19 protein-coding genes are annotated in these 16,315 nt (G+C 60.8%); 1 reads left to right on the top strand and 18 read right to left on the bottom strand.

Going from position 1 to position 16,315, the window contains the following annotated elements; all coding sequences use genetic code 11:
* The 15 genes from OZ428_RS25830 to OZ428_RS25900 all read right to left on the bottom strand — a co-directional run bounded on the left by OZ428_RS25830 (position 1) and on the right by OZ428_RS25900 (position 12,673).
* A complete protein-coding gene (locus OZ428_RS25830; RefSeq protein WP_269131754.1) occupies positions 1–606 on the bottom strand; it encodes a DUF4823 domain-containing protein in 606 nt (201 codons plus the stop codon).
* 75 nt (positions 607–681) lie between these two features.
* Positions 682–1,650, bottom strand: a complete 969-nt coding sequence (locus tag OZ428_RS25835) for a GTP 3',8-cyclase MoaA (protein WP_033901261.1) — start codon at positions 1,648–1,650, stop codon at positions 682–684.
* Between the two features lie 115 nt (positions 1,651–1,765).
* Positions 1,766–2,419, bottom strand: coding sequence for a TetR/AcrR family transcriptional regulator (locus tag OZ428_RS25840; RefSeq protein ID WP_016979740.1), 654 nt, complete (start codon positions 2,417–2,419; stop codon positions 1,766–1,768).
* A gap of 445 nt (positions 2,420–2,864) precedes the next feature.
* Positions 2,865–3,650, bottom strand: a complete 786-nt coding sequence (locus tag OZ428_RS25845; protein WP_033901262.1) for a TatD family hydrolase — start codon at positions 3,648–3,650, stop codon at positions 2,865–2,867.
* A gap of 63 nt (positions 3,651–3,713) precedes the next feature.
* Positions 3,714–4,703, bottom strand: coding sequence for a DNA polymerase III subunit delta' (locus OZ428_RS25850; protein ID WP_269131755.1), 990 nt, complete (start codon positions 4,701–4,703; stop codon positions 3,714–3,716).
* Positions 4,696–5,328, bottom strand: a complete 633-nt coding sequence (gene tmk / locus OZ428_RS25855; protein WP_269131756.1) for a dTMP kinase — start codon at positions 5,326–5,328, stop codon at positions 4,696–4,698. The genes OZ428_RS25850 and tmk overlap by 8 nt, the downstream gene beginning before the upstream one ends.
* A gap of 19 nt (positions 5,329–5,347) precedes the next feature.
* Positions 5,348–6,481, bottom strand: a complete 1,134-nt coding sequence (mltG, locus tag OZ428_RS25860; RefSeq protein ID WP_269131757.1) for an endolytic transglycosylase MltG — start codon at positions 6,479–6,481, stop codon at positions 5,348–5,350.
* Between the two features lies 1 nt (position 6,482).
* Complete coding sequence (gene pabC, locus OZ428_RS25865; protein ID WP_269131758.1) at positions 6,483–7,298, bottom strand: aminodeoxychorismate lyase; 816 nt, start codon at positions 7,296–7,298, stop codon at positions 6,483–6,485.
* Complete coding sequence (gene fabF / locus OZ428_RS25870) at positions 7,298–8,542, bottom strand: beta-ketoacyl-ACP synthase II (protein ID WP_269131759.1); 1,245 nt, start codon at positions 8,540–8,542, stop codon at positions 7,298–7,300. Before fabF ends, pabC begins: the two co-directional genes overlap by 1 nt.
* Positions 8,543–8,670: 128 nt before the next feature.
* Positions 8,671–8,907: an acyl carrier protein gene (gene acpP, locus OZ428_RS25875; protein WP_003175607.1), complete on the bottom strand. Its 237-nt coding sequence runs from the start codon at positions 8,905–8,907 to the stop codon at positions 8,671–8,673.
* Positions 8,908–9,098: 191 nt separating this feature from the next.
* On the bottom strand, positions 9,099–9,842 hold the full coding sequence (gene fabG / locus OZ428_RS25880) for a 3-oxoacyl-ACP reductase FabG (protein WP_005790544.1): 744 nt from the start codon (positions 9,840–9,842) through the stop codon (positions 9,099–9,101).
* Positions 9,843–9,866: 24 nt separating this feature from the next.
* Positions 9,867–10,805, bottom strand: coding sequence for an ACP S-malonyltransferase (fabD, locus tag OZ428_RS25885; protein WP_269131760.1), 939 nt, complete (start codon positions 10,803–10,805; stop codon positions 9,867–9,869).
* A 126-nt stretch (positions 10,806–10,931) separates the two neighbouring features.
* Positions 10,932–11,942, bottom strand: coding sequence for a phosphate acyltransferase PlsX (plsX, locus tag OZ428_RS25890; RefSeq protein WP_177110762.1), 1,011 nt, complete (start codon positions 11,940–11,942; stop codon positions 10,932–10,934).
* 4 nt (positions 11,943–11,946) lie between these two features.
* Complete coding sequence (gene rpmF, locus OZ428_RS25895) at positions 11,947–12,129, bottom strand: 50S ribosomal protein L32 (RefSeq protein ID WP_008152339.1); 183 nt, start codon at positions 12,127–12,129, stop codon at positions 11,947–11,949.
* A gap of 13 nt (positions 12,130–12,142) precedes the next feature.
* Positions 12,143–12,673: a YceD family protein gene (locus tag OZ428_RS25900; RefSeq protein WP_010566563.1), complete on the bottom strand. Its 531-nt coding sequence runs from the start codon at positions 12,671–12,673 to the stop codon at positions 12,143–12,145.
* Between the two features lie 105 nt (positions 12,674–12,778).
* Between OZ428_RS25900 and OZ428_RS25905 the strand changes: the two genes are divergently transcribed.
* Complete coding sequence (locus tag OZ428_RS25905) at positions 12,779–13,357, top strand: Maf family protein (protein ID WP_269131761.1); 579 nt, start codon at positions 12,779–12,781, stop codon at positions 13,355–13,357.
* Positions 13,358–13,405: 48 nt separating this feature from the next.
* On the opposite strand, the gene OZ428_RS25910 is transcribed toward OZ428_RS25905, so the two are convergent.
* The 3 genes from OZ428_RS25910 to rluC are packed head-to-tail and all read right to left on the bottom strand — an operon-like array spanning position 13,406 to position 16,019.
* Complete coding sequence (locus OZ428_RS25910) at positions 13,406–14,389, bottom strand: S49 family peptidase (RefSeq protein ID WP_033901271.1); 984 nt, start codon at positions 14,387–14,389, stop codon at positions 13,406–13,408.
* Positions 14,390–14,410: 21 nt separating this feature from the next.
* Positions 14,411–15,073, bottom strand: a complete 663-nt coding sequence (locus OZ428_RS25915; RefSeq protein ID WP_269131762.1) for an HAD-IA family hydrolase — start codon at positions 15,071–15,073, stop codon at positions 14,411–14,413.
* The gene (rluC, locus tag OZ428_RS25920) at positions 15,060–16,019 is read right to left on the bottom strand and encodes a 23S rRNA pseudouridine(955/2504/2580) synthase RluC (RefSeq protein WP_033901273.1); all 960 of its coding nucleotides are present in this window, start codon (positions 16,017–16,019) and stop codon (positions 15,060–15,062) included. The genes OZ428_RS25915 and rluC overlap by 14 nt, the downstream gene beginning before the upstream one ends.
* Positions 16,020–16,315: the final 296 nt, after the last annotated feature.

Consider the following 16,315-nt stretch of genomic DNA (forward strand, 5'->3'; position numbering starts at 1 on the left):
TTATTGATCACTCATGCCCAGCAGACTGCGAGCGTACTGGCGCACCGGGCGAGCAATCAGATCTTCTGGCTTGTTGTCGTGGAACGTCAGTAAACCGCCACGACTGCGAATACGTGCAGTATCAATCAAATACTGGGTGCTGGTCTCGATCAACATGATCTGGATGACGCCGCTGTCCAGCCCGACACGGTCGAGGGCTTCCTGGTCGGCCCACTCATCGGCGTTGCCGATACGGTCATCCGCCTTGGCGAAACGGCAGTACAGCAGGTAGTGAGCGCCGGCCGCGCGGGCTTCGGACATTGCCTGCTCCAGGCCTTCCGGCTGACGGGCGCGACGCACCATGGGGAAATACTCGATAAAGCCGTTGAAGGCTTCCTCGGCCACCACGTTTGGACGCGGATAAGCGCTGCCCGGCGGCACAAAGGCGCCCTGGGCGATAAACACGAAAGAATCCGGCTGTATGCGAACCGAGGCGGTGCGACGGGTATCGCTGTGATCCAGCAAACCGGCATCGCTCATCTGATAGCGGGTGCCTTCGGCCATATCGCTGACGGTCATGCAACCACTCAGCGTCAACGACGCCAGCAACAAAACCAGACTACGCATCCTAATCCTCCAGAAGCCGGTGACGGAAAACCGGCGAATGGGCGTGTGATGCAGGTTCTGCGCCAGCTTGGAATACTAGCCGCCGATGATCTTCATGATGGTCGCGCCACCGGAGAAGGCGACTTCCTGCTTGTCGCCCAACGCCTTCATCAACAAGCCCTGCAGCGCCGGTAATGCTTGATGGCGAGGCTTGTCCAGCAGGTCCCCGACATAGTGGCGGTTACTCGACGACAGGCAACCGTGCAGCCACCCCGTGGACGACAACCGCAACCGCGAACAGGTCCGGCAGAACGGCACGCTTTCGTTGGCGATGACGCCGAAATAGCCCTTGCCGGGTATTTCATAACGTACCGCCGTCGCGTCAATGGGCGCACTGGCTTGCAGGTATTCATGCTGCTCGCCGATCAGGCCGAGCAGTTGTTGCAGGCTGACAAATTGCTGCAGGAATGCGTTGGAATCCTTGGCCAGGTGGCCCATGCGCATCAGCTCGATAAAGCGCAGTTCATAACCCCGCTCCAGGCAGTACTCGAGCAGCGGCATCACCTGGTCGAGGTTCTGGCCGCGCAATGGCACCATGTTGACCTTGATCTTGATTCCGGCGGCGCGGGCCTGGTCCATGCCGTCGAGCACGGTGGCCAGGTCGCCGCCACGGGCGATGCTGCGGAAGGCGTCCGCATCCAAAGTATCGAGGGAGACGTTGATGCGTTTGATCCCGGCGTCCACCAACAGCGGCAGTTTGCGCGCGAGCAGTTGACCATTGGTGGTCAGGCTGATGTCACTCAAGCCCATTTGCCCGACGGCCCCCATGAAGGCTTCCAGCTTGGGACTGACCAGCGGTTCACCGCCAGTGATGCGCAGGCGGTCAATGCCGGCAGCCTCGATCAGATAAGCCACGCCACGGGCCATGGCCTCGGCGGAGAGTTCGTCCTGGGCAGCCACCAGCCGCTTGCCGTTGGGCACGCAGTAGGTACACGCGTAATTGCAGGCTGAGGTCAGGCTGATCCGCAAATTGCGAAAACGCCTGCCTTGACGATCAACGATCATGGATCACTCCGGCAGAGGATGATTCGGGCGCGCTAAAAGCTGACTGATAAATCAGCTTTTAGCAAGAGTCCTTGCCTGAGTATATTCCTGGGGTACTACGCGTGGCAGCAAATCATTACGTGGAAGGCGATTCCAGCGGCGGCTGCTCGGTACTGTGCTTGCGCTTGTTGCCCATGCGCACGCCGATGTCCATCAGGAACTGGAAGAACCCTTCCTGATCTTCCAGCACATTGCTCCAGAACGGTGAGTGATACAGCGCCACGGCGCCATGCACCAAGGCCCAGGCGGCGCAGTAGTGGAAATACGGCGGTACGTCTTCCAGCTTGCCTTCGCTGATGCGGCCCTTGATCAACAGGGTCAGGCGTTCGAAGTTCGACGCACGGATCTTGTGCAGTTCCTCGACCATCTCCGGCACCTGATGGCCCTTGACCACCTTCTCTTCCAGGCGGTCGAACAGGCGATAGCGCTGCGGGTCACGCATGCGGAACTCGAAGTAGGCGCGGGACAGCGCTTCTTTGTCCTTGTCCACATCGGCCGAATGCAGCAGCTCGTTCAAGTCACGCTCGTAGTCGAGCATCAGGCGCAGGTAGATCTCGGCCTTGGACTTGAAGTGCTTGTAGATCGTGCCTTTGCCGATACCCACGGCATCCGCGATCATCTCGACGGTGACGCTGTCTTCACCCTGTTCGAGGAACAGTTTGAGTGCGGTGTCGAGAATTTCCTGCTCACGGCGGCGAAACTCACGGACCTTACGGGGTTCTTTGTGCATGAGGAAGAGGTCTGCAAAGGTCAAAATAGGGAGGGTTACGCAGGGCCACGGATACGCGGCGATACGATTTACCCGGTGCGAGGGATTATCCCGACTGAACGGTCGCTGGGCAATGCCTATGTGAACCGCAAACGCACTTTACTTTCAGTGCGCCAACGTTTTCATGGATCTCAGTCAGAAATAATACGCAACAACTGCCGCCGTACGCCTACCCAATGAGAACTCAAGCGAAGCGCGCGTATTCCAAATCTGTTTAAAAAACGACCAGTCGCGACTGGACTGAATCGGATACTGATCAATACTTGAACTGTCGGCGTGACATCTCCCCCAAGTGACGCGCCGACCTGGGTACCAACGGACCGCGTACCCTTGTTTTACTCCTAATGGTCTTAGCCCGGATTCACCCCCCAGAACCCGGGTTTTTTTTGCCTGGGATTTGGCCGCGTCAGCCAGCGACGTGAGCCAACGGAAACAGGCGCTTGAAGTTCTCGGTGGTCTGCTCGGCAAACCGCTCGTAGGACTCGCCGCGCAGCATCGCCAGGTAATCCGCCACATCGCGCACATATTCGGGCAGGTTCGGCTTGCCGCGATGGGGGATGGGCGCCAGGTACGGCGAGTCGGTTTCCACCAGCAGGCGGTCGGCTGGCACCTGGCGTGCGACGTCACGCAGGGCGTCGGCGTTGCGGAAGGTGACTATGCCCGACAGGGAGATGTAGAACCCCAGGTCCAGGGCCGCCTTGGCCATGTCCCAGTCTTCGGTGAAGCAATGCAACACGCCGGCCTGGGGCAGCGCGGCTTCGCGCAGCAAGGTCAGGGTGTCGGCGCGGGCGCCACGGGTATGGACGATCACTGGTTTGCCGGTCTGCTGGGCGGCTTGCAGGTGCAGGCGGAACGAAGCCTGCTGCACCTGCGCCGCTTCGGGCTCGTAGTGGTAATCCAGGCCGGTTTCGCCGATGGCCACCACGCGAGGATGATTGAGCTCAGTTAGCAGCCAATCAAGCGCTGGGGCTTCACCGGGCTTGAGGTCCAGCGGGTGAATGCCCACCGAGCAATCCACATCGGCGTAGCGATCAGCCAGGGCTTTGACATCGGCTGCGTTTTCGGCGCTGACGCCGATGCACAGGAAGTGCCCTACTCCGCGCTGGCGCGCGGCTTCGAGGGCAGCATCCAGGGAGCCGCCGTGCTGGGCCAGGTCGAGGCGGTCGAGGTGGCAATGGGAATCTACGAGCATAGGGATCTACAACTTCAGTCACGAAAAGTGTCTGGCCGACGATACACCCGTCGGCCACGGAATTTAACGACGGCCAAGCAAGCCGACCCATTGCACCAGCAGCGCCTCAAGCAACAGCACGCGGTTAAGGTTGGCCTTGCCGAGCACCTTCTGGCGCTGGGCGAGGATCCAGTCCTGGATCGTCAGCACTTTGTCCTGGGCACTTTTCTTCGCCAGGTATTGCACCACTTTGCGCATGTCCGGCAGGCCCAGGCCATTTTCATCCTGGGTCAGCTGGTAGCGCAGGATCAGGCTTGACCAGTCGCAGAACCAATCGAACAGCAACAACAGGGGAATGTCCTTCCAGGCAGTTTCGGCCAGCTGGGTGGCGGAGACTTCCTGCTTGATGAGTTTCTTCACGCCCTCCACCACCAGCGCGCGTTGCTCACGCACGCCCTGGGCGTGCAGCTTCACCGCCGCCAAGGGTGAGCCGGCCGCCAGGGTCAGCAGTTCGACCCGTTCGTCCTGGCTGCACTCGGGCAACGCCTGCGCGAGCCATTCCAGGCTCATGGCCTCGCTCGGCAGTGGACACGCCTGCTGCACGCAACGGCTGCGGATGGTCGGCAACAAACGACTGGACTGATGGCTGACCAGCAACAACACGGTATCGCCGGACGGCTCTTCCAGGCTCTTGAGCAAGGCGTTGGCGGCGTTGATGTTCATCGCCTCCACCGGCTCGATCAACACAACCTTGCGCCCGCCCATCTGCGCGGTCTGCACCACGAAGCTGACGAGGTCGCGCACTTGGTCGACCTTGATCGCCTTGTCGGCTTCCTCGGGCTCCAACAGGTAGTTATCCGGATGACTGCCGGCCTTGAGCAGCAGGCAGGACTTGCACTCGCCGCAGGCTTCCAGGTTGACCGGGCGCTGGCACAGCAGGCTGGCCATGAGGCGCTCGGCCAAGTCACGCTTGCCGATCCCAACCGGCCCATGCAACAGGTAGGCGTGGGCGTGCTGGGCTCGGCCAGCCAGTTGTTGCCACAGGCTGTCCTGCCACGGGTAGGCTTCAGCCACGGGCGCGCTCCAGCAGTGTCGGCAACAAGGCGTCGATGGCGTGTTGCACCTGGGCCAGCGGTTGGGCGGCGTCCAGCAAGTAGTAGCGCGCTGGCTCGGCCGCAGCGCGCTTGAGGAACGCGGTGCGTACGGCGTCGAAGAAGGCCTGGCCTTCCAGCTCGAAACGATCCAGGCGACCACGGGCGCTGGCGCGGGCCAGGCCCACTTCCACCGGCAGGTCAAAGACCAGGGTCAGATCAGGACGCAGGTCGCCTTGAACGAAGGTTTCGAGCGTGGCGATGCGCTCCAGGGACAGGCCCCGACCACCGCCCTGGTAGGCATAGGTGGAATCAGTAAACCGGTCGCAGATCACCACGGCACCGCGCGCCAGGGCTGGGCGAATCACCTCGGCCAGGTGCTGGGCACGGGCGGCGAACACCAGCAACAGCTCGGTGTCCGGGTTCATCTGCTCTTCACCCGGCGCCAGCAGCACCTCGCGGATACGCTCGGCCAGCGGCGTGCCACCGGGCTCGCGGGTCAGCACCACTTCGATCCCTTCGGCGCGCAAGCGCTGAGCCAGGTAATCGCGGTTGGTGCTTTTGCCGGCGCCTTCGGGGCCTTCCAGGGTAATAAACAAGCCAGTCACAGGCAGTCCTTAGTCAGAATTATTGCGGGTTTTGCGGCGCTTCAACATCTGGCGCAGACTCGGCCGGCTTTTCAACGGGCACATCGGCCGGCGGCGTTGCATCTTCCGCAGGCTTCAGCACTGGCGCCGGGCTGGAGCGGTAATCGGCGCGGCGCTTGAGCTGGAACTCCCGCACGGCGGCATTATGCGCATCCAGGTTATCGGAGAAAATATGGCTGCCATCGCCTCGGGCAACGAAATACAGGCTGCTGCCCGGCACCGGGTTCAGCGCGGCATGGATCGCCTCGCGACCGACCATGGCGATGGGCGTCGGCGGCAAGCCGGCGACCATATAGGTGTTGTAAGGGTTGGCTTCCTTGAGGTGGGCGCGGGTCAACTTGCCGTTGTAGCGCTCGCCCAAGCCGTAGATCACCGTCGGGTCGGTCTGCAACAGCATGCCGACCTTCAGGCGACGCACAAAGACGCCGGCGATCTGCCCACGCTCTTCAGGCACGCCCGTCTCTTTCTCCACCAGGGAGGCCATGATCAACGCTTGATAAGGATCGGTGTACGGCGCATCGGCCGCACGCTTGCTCCACTCCTGGGCGAGTACATCATCCAGACGGTTGTAGGCTTTTTTCAGGAATTCGACGTCGGTCATCCCACGCACGAAGCGATAGGTATCCGGGAAGAACCGCCCTTCGGGAAACACGCCAGGGTGGCCGAGCTTGTCCATCACTTCCGTGTCGCTCAGGCCTGCGAGGGTCTGCACGATCTTTTCATGCTTGGCCAACGCCGAGCGCACCTGACGGAAGTTCCAACCTTCCACCAGCGTCAGGCTGTATTGCACCACTTCGCCACGTTGCCACAGGCCGATCAGGCCTTGCGCCGTCATGCCAGGGGTCATGCGGTATTCGCCGCTGTGCAGCGGCTGGCCGTCGAGGTTGAAGCGCCAGTACAGGCGCAACCAGAAGGCGTCATCCAGCACGCCGTCAGCTTCCAGGCGATTGAACGTGCCGGTCGGGGTCGCCCCAGCCGGTACGTCGAGCAATTGCTCCTGGGTCAGGTTCAAGGGCTGCTTCAGGGCCGCGTCGTATTTCCACGCGCCATAGCCCAACAGCAACGCCGCCGAGAACAGACCGATCAGCAGCAGTACAACCAGTTTTCGTATCAACTCAAATTTCCAATAGCGCGCGAACAATGCCCTGCAGTTTACGGGTGAGCGGCCCAACCGGCCAGCTCATCCCAGCGCAACCGCGCACCGGCCAAATGCCATAAACGCTGTTGCACACGAAGACTTCGTCGGCCTGCTGCAACTGCTCAAGATCGATGTCGGCCACGGCCACCGGGATTCCCAGGGAATGTGCCTGGGCCAGAATCTCGGCGCGCATCACGCCTGCAACGCCGCATCGGGTCAGATCAGCGGTTAGTAACAAGCCGTTGCGCACCAGGAACAGGTTGCTGAATACGCCCTCAATGACACGCCCGGACACATCCAGCATCAAGCCTTCAGCGTGCTCGGCGTCTTGCCATTCGGCGCGGGCGATCACCTGCTCCAGGCGATTGAGGTGCTTGAGACCGGCCAGCAACGGCTGTTCGGCCAAGCGCGTCGCACACGCAAACAGACGGATACCGTCGACTGCATGGGCGTGGGGATAGGTAGGGGGCGGGTTGCCCTGCAAGATACGGCGCGCAGGCGCGCCAGGGTTGATGCCATAACCGCGCAGGCTGTCGCCACGGGTGAGGATCAACTTGAGGACACCGTCGCCGAGGGCGGCGGCATAGACCAGCACTTCGCTGCGGATCACCACGGGGTCCGCAACCAAGGCGAGACGCCTGCAACCCTCATCGAGGCGTTGCAGGTGACGGTCGAGCAGCACCGGCTGCCCGGCCCTGACGGCGATGGTCTCGAACAGCCCATCACCGTACGCCAGGCCGCGATCTTTCAGGGGCACGCTGTCCGCTGGCTGACCGTCGACCCAGCTGTGCATCACTCGGCGAACCGGCGGAACACCAGGGAACCGTTGGTGCCACCAAAACCGAACGAGTTGGAGATCACCACCTCGATCGGCATCGGTTGCGCTTCGTGGGGCACGAAGTTCAGGTCGCAGCCTTCGTCCGGCTCATCCAGGTTAATGGTCGGCGGAGCGACCTGATCCTTGATGGCCATGACGCTGAAGATCGCTTCGACCGCGCCCGCCGCACCCAACAAGTGGCCGGTCATGGACTTGGTGGAGCTGACCGCAAGGTTGTAGGCGTGTGCGCCGAACACTGACTTGATGGCTTCGGCTTCGGCCAGGTCGCCAGTCGGGGTCGACGTGCCGTGGGCGTTGATGTACTGCACCTGGTCCGCATTGACCTTCGCATCGCGCAGGGCATTGGTGATGCAACGCGCAGCACCGGCACCGTCGGACGGTGGCGACGTCATGTGGTAAGCATCGCCGCTCATGCCAAAGCCGATCAGCTCGGCGTAGATCGTGGCGCCACGCGCCTTGGCGTGTTCCAACTCTTCCAGCACCAGGGCACCGGCACCGTCGGACAGTACGAAACCGTCACGGCCTTTGTCCCATGGACGGCTGGCGCGGGTGGGTTCGTCGTTGCGGGTCGACAGCGCACGGGACGCGCCGAAGCCGCCCATGCCGAGGCCGCAGGCCGCCATTTCGGCGCCGCCGGCGATCATCACGTCGGCTTCGTCATAGGCGATGTTGCGCGCCGCCATGCCGATGCAGTGCGTGCCGGTGGTGCACGCCGTGGCGATGGCGTAGTTAGGCCCCTGTGCGCCCAAGTGGATCGACAGGAAACCGGAAATCATGTTGATGATCGAGCCCGGAACGAAGAACGGTGAAATTCGACGGGGGCCGGAATCGTGCAACGTGCGGCTGGTTTCTTCGATATTGGTCAAACCGCCAATACCCGAACCCATGGCCACGCCGATGCGGTCACGGTTGGCGTCGGTGACTTCCAGGCCGGCGTTACGCACTGCCTGAAAACCGGCTGCCAGGCCGTATTGAATGAACAGGTCGAGTTTGCGGGATTCTTTGACCGAGAGGTATTCCTCGACATTGAAACCCTTTACCGAGCCGCCAAAACGGGTGGAATAGGCAGAAAGGTCCGTGTGTTCGATCAGACCAATACCACTGTGGCCAGCCAGAATGCCCTGCCAACTGCTCGGCACATCCGTGCCCAGTGGCGACAACATACCCATACCGGTGACTACGACGCGTCTACGCGACACAGCACTCTCCTTTTTCTAATGACGACACTTTTGCTTCAGCGCTTGTTTTTCATCAGGGCTAAAGAAAAAACCGCACGCCGTTACAGCAGTGCGGTTTTTCCCTGACAGCAAGCGACGACTACAAACTATTACGCCTGGTGGCTAGTAACGTAGTCGATAGCAGCTTGAACAGTAGTGATTTTTTCAGCTTCTTCGTCCGGGATTTCGGTCTCGAATTCCTCTTCCAGAGCCATCACCAGCTCAACGGTGTCAAGGGAATCGGCACCCAGGTCTTCTACGAAGGAAGCAGTGTTGACCACTTCTTCTTCTTTAACGCCCAGTTGCTCGGCGACGATTTTCTTGACGCGCTCTTCGATGGTGCTCATACCTTGTTTAACTCCTAATGGACAAATTCAGGCAGCTGGCCAGTGGGTAAGTGTATAGAAAGCCTTTTCAGCTTTTCAACTGAAAGCTTCACCCTGTACCCGGTCGGCCACCTGCCTATAAATTAAGTTGCAGCTTTATAACGGATTTTAGACAGCTCGTATGACATTTTTTTGAAGCGATCCGTCACAATTTAACTCATGTACATCCCGCCGTTCACCGGGATTGTAGCCCCAGTCACGTATGCCGCACCGTCGGATGCCAGGAAAGTGACCACATTCGCGATCTCTTGGGCCTGGCCCAGACGGCCCAGCGGAATCTGCGTCAGCAAGGCTTCACGCTGTGCTTCCGGCAGCTCACGGGTCATATCGGTGTCGATGAACCCTGGGGCCACCGAGTTGACCGTAATCGACCGCGAGCCGACTTCACGTGCCAATGCACGGCTGAAACCTTCCAGACCGGCTTTGGCGGAGGCGTAGTTTACTTGGCCTGCGTTGCCCATGGCACCCACTACGGAGCCAATATTGATAATTCGGCCCCAACGCGCCTTGGTCATGCCGCGCAAAACGCCCTTGGACAGGCGAAACAGACTGTTCAAGTTGGTGTCGACCACGTCGTACCACTCGTCGTCTTTCATGCGCATCATCAGGTTGTCGCGGGTGATACCGGCGTTGTTCACCAGAATCGCCGGCGCACCGAACTGTGCGGTGATCTCGGCCAGTACGGCAGCCACGGACTCATCACTGGTCACGTTCAGCTCAAGGCCAGTCCCTTGCACGCCGTTTTCCTTCAGGGTCGCGGCGATACGCTCGGCGCCCGAAGCGGAAGTGGCGGTGCCGATCACAACGGCGCCCTGACGGCCCAGTTCCAGGGCGATCGCCTGGCCAATGCCACGGCTTGCGCCGGTAACCAGTGCAACTTTACCTTGCAGACTCATGCAGGCTTCTCCTTAGTTCGGGGATTAGGCCAGTGCCGCGCGAGCGGCAGCGAAGGCATCCGGGGTATTGAGGTTGGCAGTCGACACGCCGTCGGCGCAGCGCTTGTTCAGGCCGGCCAGGACTTTGCCCGGACCGCACTCGACCAGCTCGGTGGCGCCATTGGCCGCCAGGGTCTGGACCGATTCAACCCAGCGTACGGGCTTGTAGAGTTGTTCCAGCAGGTCGCGCTTGAGGGTGTCGAGGTCGGCAGCCACGGCGGCGCTGACGTTCTGTACCAGCGGAATCTGCGGCGCCTGCCAGTTGATGGCAGCGATGGACTCGGCAAAACGCTCAGCCGCCGGACGCATCAGCTCGCAGTGCGACGGCACGCTCACCGGCAATGGCAGCGCACGCTTGGCGCCACGGGCTTTGCAGCCTTCGATAGCACGCTCGACCGCAGCCTTGGCACCGGCGATCACCACCTGGCCAGGCGAGTTGAAGTTCACAGCGCTGACCACTTCGCCCTGGGCCGCTTCGGCGCAGGCTTCGATCACCACGGCGTCATCCAGGCCCAGGATAGCGGCCATGCCGCCCTGCCCGGCCGGAACGGCTTCTTGCATCAGTTGGCCACGGCGCTCGACCAGCTTGACCGCCTCAGCGAGGGTCAGGCTGCCCGCGGCAACCAGGGCGCTGTATTCGCCCAGGCTGTGACCGGCGACGAATGCCGGACGCGCGCCGCCTTCCGCCAGCCACAAGCGCCACAGGGCGATCGAAGCGGTCAGGATGGCCGGCTGGGTTTTATCGGTTTGATTGAGCTGCTCTTCCGGCCCTTGCTGGGTCAGTGCCCACAGGTCGTAACCGAGGGCGTCGGAAGCCTCTTTAAAGGTGTCCAGGACCAGCGGGTATTGCGCGCCCAGCTCGGCCAACATGCCGAGGGACTGCGAACCCTGCCCTGGAAAGACGAATGCGAGGGATGTAGACATGTAACAAGCCCCTAATGATCTGGTCGTCAAAAATGCGCACTCCTACGGTGGGAGCGCACGAAACTGACAGATTGGATGGTCAATTGAACTGGCCGGTCACATTTAAGCACTCTCGGGCCGATTCGCCTAAGGCAACAGGTCCTCAAGACGGCCGTGCAAGCGTTGCGGCAGGTTTTCCTGGATCTCGATCAGGGCCCGCGCAATCGCACTTTGAAAGCCTTCCACACCCGCCGAGCCATGGCTTTTCACCACAATGCCCTGCAAACCCAGGAAACTCGCACCGTTATGCCGCGCCGGGGCAAGGTCGGCCTGCAGGCGACGCATCAACGGCAACGCCAGGGCGCCAACCAGACGCGACGCCAGGTTCTGCTTGAACAACGCCTCGATACGCGTGGCGATCATGGTCGCCAACCCTTCGCTGGATTTAAGCAGGATATTTCCGACAAACCCGTCGCACACCACCACATCGGCTTCGCCACGGTACAAACCGTCACCCTCGACAAAACCGATGTAGTTCAAGCCCCGCGCGCCTTGCAGCAAAGTGGCGGCCAGCTTGACCTGCTGGTTACCCTTGATGTCTTCGGTGCCGATATTCAGCAAGGCCACCCGTGGCCGGGCAACACCCAGCGCTTCGGCGGCCACCGAGCCCATCACGGCAAACTGGAACAGGTGCTCGGCACTGCAATCGACGTTCGCGCCCAGGTCCAGCAGTTGGCAGTAGCCTTTCTGCGTCGGAATCGCCGCGACCATCGCCGGCCGATCAATACCGGGCAAGGTCTTGAGCACAAACCGCGACAACGCCATCAGGGCCCCGGTATTGCCGGCGCTGACACAGGCTTGCACCTTGCCATCACGCAGCAGCTCCAGCGCTACCCGCATCGAAGAGTCGGGCTTGCCACGCAGGGCCGCCGCCGGCTTTTCATCCATGGTGATGGTTTCGCTCGCTGGCGTAATCGTCAGGCGCGCGCGATCCACCGCCGGATGGCTGGCAATCAGTTCTTCAAGTAGGGAGGGTTGACCGACAAGGGTCAGGTGCAGCGAGGGTGTAGCAGACAGGCTGGCAATGCAGGCCTGAACAATGCTGCGGGGACCGAAGTCCCCGCCCATTGCGTCTATCGCGATGACTAGAGCAGACAAGTGATTACTCGTCAGCGCCCTTGTCGATCACTTTACGACCACGGTATACGCCTTCTGGCGATACGTGGTGACGCAGGTGAATTTCACCGGTGGTTTTTTCTACAGACAGAGTGCTCGCCGTCAGGGCATCGTGCGAACGACGCATGTCACGGGCAGAGCGGGATTTTTTGTTCTGCTGAACAGCCATAATTGATTAACTCCTAAACGTTTGGGTCACGCTTTAACTGCGCCAATACACTGAACGGGTTGGACCGCGTTACCTCGTCCTCGCTCGGTTCGGGCTCGTCATCGAGACCCGCCGGCTGCTGGCATTCTTCCGGATGATGAGCAGGCACAATGGGCAAGGCGAGCAGAAGCTCCTCCTCGATCAGTGCATGCAGATCCAAAGGATCTTCGCCCAGTTCCAGCACGTCATAACCTTTCGGCAACGACTGGGTATTCGCACCCTCCTTCACCACAGCATAACTGCACTCGCTGTGGATCGGCAGGGTGACCAGCTCAAGACAACGCTGGCAAACCATTTTGACTTCGGTGTCGATAAAGCTGTGGATTACCACAGACTTACGTTCATCTCGTTCAAAAACGAATTTGGCCTGCACCGTACCGACAGTGTCGGAAAGCGGGTCGCAGAGTCTCTCCAAATCGGCCAGCAGCAATTCACCTTGAAGGGAAGTGCCACGATCAGCCAATTTGCGCGGGTCAACGTGAGGTGGAATCGGGTCATTCAACATAGGCGCAGCATTATAGGGATGCACCCAGCCATGTCAAAGGAAATTCAGCCCTGTGCGTCAGCCGGTCGCCCCGCTAGAATCCCCGGCTGCCCTGAGGAGACGCCCATGCTGCCTTTATTACTCGCATCCAGCTCGGTTTATCGCCGGGAATTGCTGAGCCGCCTGCACCTGCCGTTCATCTGCAGCTCGCCGGATATCGACGAAAGCCACCGTGAAAATGAGTCCGCCATGGAACTGGTCAAGCGCCTGGCCGAACAGAAAGCCCGCGCCCTCGCCGCCAGCCATCCAGGGCACCTGATTATAGGCTCCGACCAGGTCGCGGCGCTCGATGGCCGGATCATCGGCAAACCCCACACCTTCGAAAACGCTCGCGAACAACTGCTGGCGGCCAGTGGCAAGCGTGTGAGCTTCCTGACTGGCCTGGCGCTGCTCAACAGCAAAACCGGGCAGTGTCAGGTCGACTGCGTACCTTTTACCGTGCACATGCGTGAACTGGACGCGGAACGCATCGAGCGTTACCTGCGGGTTGAGCAGCCGTATGACTGTGCGGGCAGTTTCAAGGCTGAAGGGTTGGGCGTGAGCCTGTTCCAGCGCACAGAGGGGCCGGATGCGACGAGCCTGGTAGGCCTGCCACTGATCCGACTGGTGGATATGCTGCTGGCCGAAGGCGTACAGATCCCCTGACGTACGAAAAACCGGCCGCAAGGGCCGGTTCTTTTTGACCTTGGACTGTCAGCGCAGCGTCGGGCCCTGGAAGCCCATATACAACGCCAGCTTCTCTGCCACGCTGGCACCCAGCCGCTTGGAAAACCGGTCAAATGGCGACTCTTCGACGGTGAAGTCCACCAACTCTTTCTCGCCAATCACATCCCGCGCCACCGAACTGGCACTGCCCAGGCCGTCGATCAGGCCCAGCGGCAACGCTTGTTCGCCCGACCACACCAGGCCGGAGAACAACTCCGGATGGTCTTTATCCTTCAGACGATCGCCGCGCCCCTGCTTCACGCTGGCGATGAACTGACGATGCGTGGTGTCGAGCACGCCCTGCCAGAACTGGGTTTCGTCAGCCTTCTGCGGCTGGAACGGATCCAGGAACGACTTGTGCTCGCCCGACGTGTAGGTGCGACGCTCTACACCGAGCTTCTCCATGGTGCCGACAAAGCCGTAGCCGGCTGCCGTCACACCGATGGAACCCACCAGGCTGGCCTTGTCGGCGTAGATCTGGTCAGCAGCACTGGCAATGTAATAGGCACCCGAAGCTCCCAGGTCGGAAATCACCGCATACAGCTTGGTATCCGGGTGCAGGCCACGCAGGCGGCGAATCTCGTCGTACACGTAACCGGACTGCACCGGGCTGCCGCCTGGGCTGTTGATGCGCAGGATCACGCCCTTGACCTTGGGGTCTTCAAACGCGGCACGCAGGCTGCTGACGATGTTGTCGGCGCTGGCGGACTCCTTGTCGGCAATCACCCCGCGCACTTCGATCAGGGCGGTGTAGTTGGCACCACGGGTTGCGCTTTTTTCCATGTCCATCAGCGGACTGAACAATGCGAGCATGGCGATAAGCCAGACGAACGTCAGCAGCTTGAAGAAAATCCCCCAGCGCCGTGCACGGCGCTGTTCCTGGACGCTGGCCAGGAGGGTTTTCTCCAGCAGTTTCCAGCTTTTGTCGTCGCTGTTTTCAGCCTTTTCGGGCGCTTTCCACTCGTCACTCATGCCATCAACCCCAGCAAAGACTTATTGGGCCCGGCTGAGCCAGGCCTGCAATTCGGAAAAATGATCGATCGTCAGACGCGGCTCGTATTGCTGCAAGGCCTCGGCAGCCTGGGCGCCATAGCTGACCGCCACACTGTCCATGCCCGCATTGCGCGCCATCATCAGGTCGAAAGAAGCATCGCCTACCATCAAGGCCTGGCGTGGCGACACGCCGCAATGGGCCAGGATCTGCTCCAGCATCAGAGTGTGAGGCTTGCTGGCAGTTTCATCGGCGGCGCGGGTGATATCGAAATAATCTTCCCAACCGTGAGCCTTGAGCACCCGATCCAGCCCACGACGCGCCTTGCCGGTGGCGACCGCCAGGTGATAACCCTCGGCGCGAAACGCATCCAGAGACTGCACCACACCGTCGAACAACGGCGAAGGCGTGGCCTCCAGGGCGATGTAGTGATCGGCATAGTGATCACGGAAGGTGACCAGTTCGGCGTCGCTGATCTCGGGGTATAGGGTACGAATCGCCTCAGGCAGGCCCAGGCCGATGATGCCCTTGACCGCATGATCGGTGCACAGCGCATAGCCCGAGCGGGTCGACGCCGCGTGCATAGACTCGACAATCCGGCCAATGGAGTTGGCCAGGGTGCCGTCCCAATCGAAAATCAGCAGTTTGTAATCAAGGTGCGACACTCAAACGCTCCACGGTCTTGGCCCACATCTCATCGACCGGCGCCTGCAGCTTCAACTCGCCACCATCAGGCAGTGGCACCGTGAGCATGTAGGCGTGCAGGAACAGGCGCTTGCCGCCCAGGTCGCGGATTTCCTTGGAGAAATCCTCGTCGCCGTACTTGGTATCACCAGCAATGCAATGGCCGGCGTGCAAGGTGTGCACGCGAATCTGATGGGTACGCCCGGTCACAGGCTTGGCCTCGACCATGGTGGCGAAGTCACCGAAGCGACGCAGCACCTTGAACAGGGTCAGGGCCTCTTTGCCCTCCTCATCCACTTCCACCATGCGCTCGCCGGAGCGCAGGTTGCTCTTCTGCAACGGCGCGCGGACGCTCTTGATGGAACTGGCCCAGTTGCCACGCACCAGCGCCATGTAGCGCTTGTCCACGCCATCGCCACGCAGGGCGGTGTGCAGGTGGCGCAACATGCTGCGTTTCTTGGCGATCATCAGCAGGCCTGAGGTGTCGCGGTCCAGGCGATGGACCAACTCCAACTCCTTGGCATCCGGGCGCAACTGGCGAAAGGCTTCAATCACACCGAAATTCAGCCCGCTGCCGCCGTGAACCGCAATACCGCAAGGCTTGTTGATCACGATCAGCTTGTTGTCTTCGAAGACAATCGAGGCTTCCAGGCGTTGCAACAAACCCTGGGCCAAGGGCACAGGTTCGTCACGCTCGGGCACGCGAACCGGCGGCACACGGACGATATCGCCCGCCTGCAACTTGTACTCGGGCTTGATCCGACCCTTGTTCACCCGCACTTCACCTTTACGCAAGATGCGGTAAATCAAGGTCTTGGGCACGCCTTTGAGCCTGGCCAGGAGAAAATTGTCGATGCGTTGGCCGGCATATTCCGGCGAGACCTCGAGCAGCTGGACGCTGGGGGTCTGGGGGGCGGTAGTCGTCATGGCGGCGATGATAACAATTTTTTATGGAATTGAAGCACTTAATCATTGCTGCTATAGTCGCGAACGCCGCCAAAAGCGGCCTGGACAGAGGACTTGCGGCAAACTGCCGGCCCTGACCATCGCAATTCATCAGGACGCGAGGCCGTCCTACGGGGCTTTCGCCACCCTGGAAGGCTCAAGATTGTAACAAGCGCAGGTGACATGAGGCCTGAAGCGAGTGCAGAAAGCAGAGTGAATACTCGCGTTCTGCGCCGATATTTACGGCCAGTTCACAAAGTGCAGTCAGTCTTGGACCA

Origin of the sequence: Pseudomonas sp. GXZC, from assembly GCF_026967615.1 — a bacterium.
GTDB lineage: Bacteria > Pseudomonadota > Gammaproteobacteria > Pseudomonadales > Pseudomonadaceae > Aquipseudomonas > Aquipseudomonas azotoformans_A.

Bases quoted from the DNA above. Each gene is read 5' to 3' on its own strand.
- OZ428_RS25900 (WP_010566563.1), bottom strand. From the start codon at position 12,673: ATGTTGAATGACCCGATTCCACCTCACGTTGACCCGCGCAAATTGGCT.
- OZ428_RS25910 (WP_033901271.1), bottom strand. From the start codon at position 14,389: ATGAGTGACGAGTGGAAAGCGCCCGAAAAGGCTGAAAACAGCGACGAC.
- OZ428_RS25830 (WP_269131754.1), bottom strand. From the start codon at position 606: ATGCGTAGTCTGGTTTTGTTGCTGGCGTCGTTGACGCTGAGTGGTTGC.
- acpP (WP_003175607.1), bottom strand. From the start codon at position 8,907: ATGAGCACCATCGAAGAGCGCGTCAAGAAAATCGTCGCCGAGCAACTG.
- rluC (WP_033901273.1), bottom strand. From the start codon at position 16,019: ATGACGACTACCGCCCCCCAGACCCCCAGCGTCCAGCTGCTCGAGGTC.
- fabG (WP_005790544.1), bottom strand. From the start codon at position 9,842: ATGAGTCTGCAAGGTAAAGTTGCACTGGTTACCGGCGCAAGCCGTGGC.
- fabD (WP_269131760.1), bottom strand. From the start codon at position 10,805: ATGTCTACATCCCTCGCATTCGTCTTTCCAGGGCAGGGTTCGCAGTCC.
- OZ428_RS25905 (WP_269131761.1), top strand. From the start codon at position 12,779: ATGCTGCCTTTATTACTCGCATCCAGCTCGGTTTATCGCCGGGAATTG.
- rpmF (WP_008152339.1), bottom strand. From the start codon at position 12,129: ATGGCTGTTCAGCAGAACAAAAAATCCCGCTCTGCCCGTGACATGCGT.
- pabC (WP_269131758.1), bottom strand. From the start codon at position 7,298: ATGCACAGCTGGGTCGACGGTCAGCCAGCGGACAGCGTGCCCCTGAAA.
- OZ428_RS25840 (WP_016979740.1), bottom strand. From the start codon at position 2,419: ATGCACAAAGAACCCCGTAAGGTCCGTGAGTTTCGCCGCCGTGAGCAG.
- OZ428_RS25845 (WP_033901262.1), bottom strand. From the start codon at position 3,650: ATGCTCGTAGATTCCCATTGCCACCTCGACCGCCTCGACCTGGCCCAG.
- OZ428_RS25835 (WP_033901261.1), bottom strand. From the start codon at position 1,650: ATGATCGTTGATCGTCAAGGCAGGCGTTTTCGCAATTTGCGGATCAGC.